6 protein-coding genes and 1 pseudogene are annotated in these 6,924 nt (G+C 42.2%); 2 read left to right on the forward strand and 5 right to left on the reverse strand.

Features of this window, described 5'->3' with window-relative positions; translation table 11 throughout:
• The 3 genes from MCQ_RS09520 to infA form a co-directional block, all read right to left on the reverse strand.
• Window positions 1-200: DNA gyrase inhibitor YacG (locus tag MCQ_RS09520; protein ID WP_006923355.1), on the reverse strand; the 200-nt coding region annotated here is incomplete at its 3' end.
• A gap of 12 nt (window positions 201-212) precedes the next feature.
• Complete coding sequence (locus MCQ_RS02510) at window positions 213-923, reverse strand: Maf family nucleotide pyrophosphatase (RefSeq protein ID WP_006923356.1); 711 nt, start codon at window positions 921-923, stop codon at window positions 213-215.
• Window positions 924-1,177: 254 nt separating this feature from the next.
• Window positions 1,178-1,396, reverse strand: coding sequence for a translation initiation factor IF-1 (gene infA / locus MCQ_RS02515; RefSeq protein ID WP_004857577.1), 219 nt, complete (start codon window positions 1,394-1,396; stop codon window positions 1,178-1,180).
• Window positions 1,397-4,321: 2,925 nt separating this feature from the next.
• On the opposite strand from infA, the gene purE reads away from it, so the two are divergent.
• Window positions 4,322-4,819 carry a 5-(carboxyamino)imidazole ribonucleotide mutase gene (gene purE / locus MCQ_RS02525; protein ID WP_006923358.1) on the forward strand — a complete coding sequence of 166 codons (498 nt, stop codon included), beginning with the start codon at window positions 4,322-4,324 and terminating at the stop codon, window positions 4,817-4,819.
• Here the strand turns inward: purE and MCQ_RS09525 are convergent.
• A complete protein-coding gene (locus tag MCQ_RS09525) occupies window positions 4,757-5,110 on the reverse strand; it encodes a hypothetical protein (RefSeq protein WP_245256373.1) in 354 nt (117 codons plus the stop codon). The genes purE and MCQ_RS09525 overlap by 63 nt on opposite strands.
• Here MCQ_RS09525 and MCQ_RS02530 point away from each other — a divergent pair.
• Complete coding sequence (locus tag MCQ_RS02530) at window positions 5,073-6,110, forward strand: 5-(carboxyamino)imidazole ribonucleotide synthase (RefSeq protein ID WP_245256374.1); 1,038 nt, start codon at window positions 5,073-5,075, stop codon at window positions 6,108-6,110. The genes MCQ_RS09525 and MCQ_RS02530 overlap by 38 nt on opposite strands.
• Window positions 6,111-6,711: 601 nt before the next feature.
• On the opposite strand, the pseudogene MCQ_RS02540 reads toward MCQ_RS02530, so the two are convergent.
• Window positions 6,712-6,924, reverse strand: a pseudogene (locus MCQ_RS02540) (helix-turn-helix domain-containing protein); the annotation flags it as partial.

Genomic DNA, 6,924 nt, shown 5'->3' on the forward strand with positions numbered 1-6,924 from the left:
GCATTTTGTTGGGACATCTGACCACAAATTGGACAAGGATGTGGAGGACGCAACGAAGATATCTCTTTTTTTGTTAAATTTGGCTCTTTTGGCATTTGCTGCATCTGTGTAATTTGTTGGCGCGACTTCAGTATTTTTTCTGATCTCGCTTTTTTTTCGTTTTTCTGTCCCTTTTCTTGTTTCTTTTTACCCTGTTCCATTGTGTTTGCCTGTCAATAAATTCGCTCGTGCATTTCTCCAGTCCAATTTTGCAAAAGCGGATAACGATAAGCCACCAGGAGATCCATTGTTTCAGCCAATGGTAACCCCACTACATTGGAATAAGAGCCAACAATCTGAACAACAAAAGCGCCAGCTTTTCCCTGAATAGCGTAGCCACCAGCTTTTCCTTCCCATTCTCCAGAAGCCAGATAAGCCTTCATAAGAGCAGAGGTCAACCGTCTAAAACGGACGCGGCTTTCGACCAATTTTACGGTTATTTTTCCCCGTTCATTGAGCGCACAAAGTGCCCCATAAACCTTGTGGGAACGTCCAGAAAGGAAGCGCAAACATTCATAAGCCTCATCTTCATCCTCTGGTTTTGGGAGAATAACCCGCCCCACAGCCACCACAGTATCGGCAGCCAAAATCAGTGTTTTCTGCACTGATTGAGCTTCTTGGCTTTTTTGATTACACCACAGCAAACTTTCTTGTGCTTTAAGTGCCTTTTCTTTTGCTAAACGCTTTGCAAGAGTTGCAGGATGTTCTCTTAATTTTGGTGTTTCATCGATATTGGTTGCATACACACGATGAGGATCAAGACCAATTTGCGCTAAGAGCTCCAAACGACGTGGCGAAGCAGAAGCAAGCACCAATTGAATTTCTTCTAACTGGTTTTCTTCTGCATGGTTTTTTCCTAGACTTTTTTCCCTTATGATTCCCATTGCTGCCCCCTCACAGTGATTTTAGCCACCACATTATTCGCTTTGACATCACCAGCCCTCTTTACCAGCCCTCTTTATATGAACTGCTAAAATTCTTTACACACCGATCCCTCGCATCCTTTGAATCATTTTTAATTTTTTTGTTGCTTTAAAATTTTTATTTCCTTTTTAAAGTTTTTCATTCTTGAAAAAAACATAAAAGCATTTTGGGAAAAAGACTACCGCTTTCAATGAAAGTACAAACCTGCCATACTCTATTTATAGCGATATGTAATCCGGCCTTTTGTCAAATCATAAGGGGTCATTTCAACCATAATTTTATCACCAGCCAACACACGAATACGGTTTTTACGCATTCTTCCAGCAGTATGGGCAATAATTTCATGATCATTTTCCAGTTTCACACGAAACATCGCATTGGGGAGGAGTTCGGTTACAATTCCTGAAAATTCCAAAACTTCTTCTTTGGACATAAACAATCTTTTCCTTTATGGTTAATAATTCTTTTTAATCGTTTACACATTTTTAAAGATATGCATTATTTTCTAGCGTTCATACTCTATTTTCTTAGCTTTGTGAACAAAAATTCAACAAAAAGGAAAGACGAAACCTCTTATATTGGTTCCCTGAGACACTCAGGGAAAGCGTTTACCGATGTATGTCCATAACCTTTTGAGCAAGTTTAATACATTTTCCTCAATGCATAAGAAATGAGAAAACACCATTTTTCCGACAAATGTCTCTTCAAAACCTCCCCAAAAAAGATACCACCGCAATAACCTTTGAAAACACCTACCCGCTTTAAAATCTCATCGCCAGAGCCTCTTTTCAGAAGCGCCTCTTTTCAGAAGCGCCTCTTTCCCAAAAAGCATCTTGCCAGAAATTCCTCCCTCAAAAACACCTACCCCCTCCTTTCAAAGCCCACCCTATGCTCTCTTTTCTACCCCTCTCCTCAATGCAGAAGTTAGCAAATATTGAAAAGGACAGCCCCAAAAGCCCCTCATGCATCACCTCAACCATCAATGCCAAGCCCTACATGGTTATAAAGAAAAAACCATCAATCATCCTTTGTCTCAAACATAACACTGCTTAACCCTTTCGCAAATCCGATGAAAGCATTCATATCTTTCCTTTAAAAGCAGCACCAACTTTTGAAATATCCTATGCGCAATAACATCGATCACCACGATCACAACAGCATCAAAAACACCTACCGCCCTCCTTTCAAAGCCCACCTATGTTCTCTTTTCCTCAACCCTTCTGCAACACCTTGTCTCAAAACTTCAACGCACCTCCTTCATCCACCTTCATGGCCCCATCCCTCTCACCTGTCCACCCCACCTAACGCGCATCGCACCCGCTTGAACTGAAACCCCTCACCACACACGTCTCTTGCCCATAATCAACCCCAGCAAAAACCACCACCAAGCACCACACCTGCAATCCTCTCGCTTAAAGCCTTCACTGCAACGCGCCACCTGCTCTTTAGCTCATGCCTTCAACATCCCCTCGATCAGAACTCTCTACCCGCCCCTCCAACAAAACCTTCAAGCACTGTTCACCACCATGGGCACCATACCACTTTTCTCCTTGTACTCTTAACGCACCTTTTAACGCACTTCCCTGAAGGGCAGCTTGAAAGCACTCCTCATTGCATCTTTTAAAACGCTTCTAATCGATAATCCCTCTGTCTTTCCATTTTACAGATTTAAATTTTATCGTTTTTACGATAAAACAGAAAAAAGTAAAAAAGGCTTCTGATAAAACCACATTGGAACATTTTTAAACGAAACTTTTAATAAGAAACGAAACTTTTAATAAGAAGTGAACATAGGGCAATGTGCTCCCTGCATCCATGCCACACCATTTTGTACCTCATCCCTTACACACTTCTTCCATCACCCTTGTGACACCTTGCTACCCCTTGTTGCGACTTTTCCCCTTGCATAACATTTGCTAGAACACGCACAACACTGATCCCCTCTTGTTTTTCATCCCCTTAATTCATCATTGACGCTTTTACGATAACACAGAAGCAAACAGCTATGAAAACCGCAGACTGGTATAAAAACGTGTGATACAAAAGCGTCAAAAAACGGTCTTTTAACCCTTCATTTCACTCTGCCCTGCACTTTTCAATGCTCTCTCCCCATCCTGCAACCCTCTCCCACCAACCCCTCATGCATATCCTGTAGCTTCCACCCTTACAGCACTCTGCAACCCCATTCGTCAGTCCCAGCAAAAACCACCACCAAGAACCACACGCGCATCCTATAGCTTAAAATCTTCGCTTCAAATCTCTACCCTGCTCTGTAGCACACTTTCCAGCGCATTCATATTTGAAGTGTCTTACATGGTTTAAGAGAGACAAAAACTTGAACTGTTCAATCCATCGCTTGTTGATATGACACTTGTTGATATGACAAAAACAACAGTTGCAAAACAACGAGAAACGATAGAGTTTGTGTACCACAAGGCTCTGATTTTATGTTTTTACTCTTTTTTGAGAAATGATTTGGGAATTCATGCTGTCCAAGCAAATTATTCGACAAATGCGCTCTTTCTTATTTTGCTTTCATATTCGGCCTTTTCTTTCACATATGCAAAACAGCAGCATAGAATCGTTAATCTAACACGACAATACATTGATTTATAAAGATAATTCCTCATTTTGCACATTGCCTCATTTTGCACATTGAATGAGAACACCGAATATCATAAGATTTTTTCATGACACATCTGTTTATAGTCAATCAATCAAAACCATTCCCTTGCACGATAAAAAGCCGGCTTTGCATATAGATAAAAAAACGTTTAAGAAAGACGCAACGATACCTTCTTATAAACCGTTTATGAACCGTTTCACTGCAAAAGCAGTCGCAACGCTGTGAGCAAGCAAAGAGTATGACGGCATCGGCTTGCACCTTTATGTAATGTAAAGATGGTGGTCTCCAATGGATTTTGCGTTATACCCTTCACGAACGGTGTCGTGAAATGCGCTTGGGAACATAAAGAAATGTCTCTTTAAAACAAGGTGGTGAATATGAAACGTCATAACGCGCTCTCTTTTAGAGGGAACATTTTGTTTTACGCAAGGGACGGTAATTCCATTAAGAAGGTGAGAAACAAAAACATAATTTGACGAAGACACACGATCAAGCAAGTGTGCAATAGGGCTCAAACTGGCACTTCATTTTAGTGCGTTCGTTTATTATTATTGGCTTTTGTAAAAAGAAGAACTTTCCCACACTTAACTTTTCTTGCAATTTTCAATCCATTCCCTAAAGCGCAATTGAAAAAACTGTTGTTTTGTCATCAATTGACTTTGCAAAGAGAGTATAAGACTTTTAAAGAATAAAAGGACAAGAATCGCCTTGAACACTTGAAAAGGAAGCAGAATGACGAAAAAATCATGTGACGTAGCGATTTTAATGGGCAGCCAATCGGATTGGCAAACGATGCGTCATAGTGCAGATACTTTGACTTGCCTTGGTATTTCTCATATTTCGCATATCATCTCGGCACACCGAACTCCTGACCGACTTTACCAATTTGCGAAAGAAGCAAAATCGGCAGGTTTTAAAGTTTTGATCGCTGGGGCTGGAGGAGCAGCGCATCTTCCTGGTATGTTAGCAGCACTGACGCCACTTCCGGTTTTTGGGGTTCCAATGCACTCACAATCTTTATCCGGTCAAGATTCTTTGCTTTCAATTGTGCAAATGCCCGCGGGAATACCGGTTGGCACATTAGCAATTGGCAAAGCAGGAGCTATTAATGCAGCGCTTTTAGCAGCAGCTGTGATGGCAGTTTACGATGAAGATCTGGCACAAAGGCTACAAGATTGGCGTCAACAACAAACAGCCAGTGTCGCACAAATTCCTACAACTGAGGTTTAAAATGACACACTCTTCCACCCCCCCTACCTCTTCCAGCTCCCCTGCTTCATCCAGCACCCCTGCTTCATCCAGCACCCCCACCCCCTCTAACACACTCACCTCTTCCAAAACCCCCACTTCTTCCAGCACATCCACCTCTTCCACCCCCCCTGCCTCTTCCACCCCCTCTGCTTCATCCAGCACCCCTACCTCATTAAACATCTTACCTGCGGGAAGCGTAATCGGCTTAATAGGCGGAGGGCAGTTGGCACGCATGTTAGCCATAGCAGCAGCAGAACTAGGATTTCGCACAGTTGTTTTTTGCCCTGAAACGGATTGCCCAGCGGCACAAACAGCCAATGAGCATATTGTTGCCCCATATGATGATACTTCGGCATTAGATCGTTTTATTTCTCTATGTGATGTCGCAACCTATGAGTTTGAAAATCTTTCGCTTCAAACAGTTCAATATGTAGAAAAAAGCAAACCTGTTTATCCCTCTTCCAAAGCATTAGAGATTACGCAAGATCGATTGCTTGAGAAGCAATTTTTGAACACGCAAGGGATTCGCACAGCGTTGTGGCATGCTGTTGATGATCATCCTTCTTTGATTTCGGGACTTTCAGCACTAGATGGACGAGGTCTTTTGAAGACACGTCGCTTTGGCTATGATGGAAAAAATCAGATAATGTTGAATCGTCCAAATGAAGAAGCCATTGAGGAAGCCTTTACGGCTTTTCAGGAGCAGCCATCGATTTTGGAAGAGATAGTTCCTTTTTTATCGGAGATTTCGGTTCTTTCGGCGCGCACACTTCAAGGGGAGCATATTTTTTATGATTGCCCTGAAAATCAGCACCAAAATGGCATCCTCCATAAATCCTTTGTTCCATCGCGTGTACCGCTTAGCGTGCAGAAAGCCGCGCAAGAAATCAGCGTAACAATTATGGATGCCTTAAATTATGTTGGTGTTCTTTGCATTGAATTTTTTGTCTTAATAGATGGTAGCCTTTTAGTGAATGAATTGGCACCTCGCGTACATAACTCTGGTCATTGGACACAAAAGGCGTGCATAACTTCACAATTTGAACAGCATATCCGTGCCATTTGTGGGCTTCCTTTGGGCAGCACTTATCGCCACAGCGATTGCGAAATGATCAACCTTCTTGGCAACAATCTAAATGAGAGCAAATATTTTCTAAAACAAGAGCGCACATCGGTGCATTTATATGGCAAAAGCTCTGTGCAACCGACGCGCAAAATGGGGCATATCATCCAATTAACCGGTCCAGTCACCAAATCTGGCAGTAATTGATTGCAAACAACAGAACAAACAAAACGACTCTGTTTTTGCGTGGCCTCCTATTTTCTTAAATGGCAATATTTTCTCATGCACGCTGTGCAGCTGCTTCATAATATGCAGCTCACCCGTGCCACTTTCTTTCAAGAAACATCTCTCAACACGCAAAAGCCCTCTCGCAACACTGCCCCCATGAAGGGGCATAACCAAAAGCCATAGAACCCCAAACCACTCCCCCACCCTCAGAGCACCACCCAACTAGCTACCGCCCAAAACCGACATCATCATTGTATTTGGTATTTTCCAACTCCCAATATTGCTGGACTATTCTCTTGCAATGAAGACGATTCATCAGAAAGCATAGTTGCTTGCACCTTTCTCGAACAGTTTCACCCACACACCAATCCCACCTATGAAGACAAACAAGTTTTTTTTGTGATTCACCTAAACAGATTAGGAAGAAGAGAAGCTTACGGCTTTTTATTGAAATGAGCGGATGCATTTTGGAGGGTTTACGCAATGCACAGCAAGACCTAAACACCTTATGATAACAGTCTATCATTTAAAGCCATTTAAAGCGCGTGCTCATAGCAACAAACATGAAAAGCGTGTTTTCTTATCCCTCAGCAATCAACCACAAAATTGCTTTTTGTTTTTTAGGTTTGAGCACTCTAAAACCTTGCAAAAGAAGGTATTCTTCTTTGCTCGAGATTGCTTCGTCACTAGGATATGCGGCATTGTCTTTGGTTGAGAGATCAGCGTAAAAAAAGGAAAGTGGCACATCGAAGATATTGGCAATTTCTTGCAAGCGCCCTGCTGCCACGCGATT

This window comes from Candidatus Bartonella washoeensis Sb944nv, assembly GCF_000278135.1.
Classification (GTDB): domain Bacteria; phylum Pseudomonadota; class Alphaproteobacteria; order Rhizobiales; family Rhizobiaceae; genus Bartonella; species Bartonella washoeensis.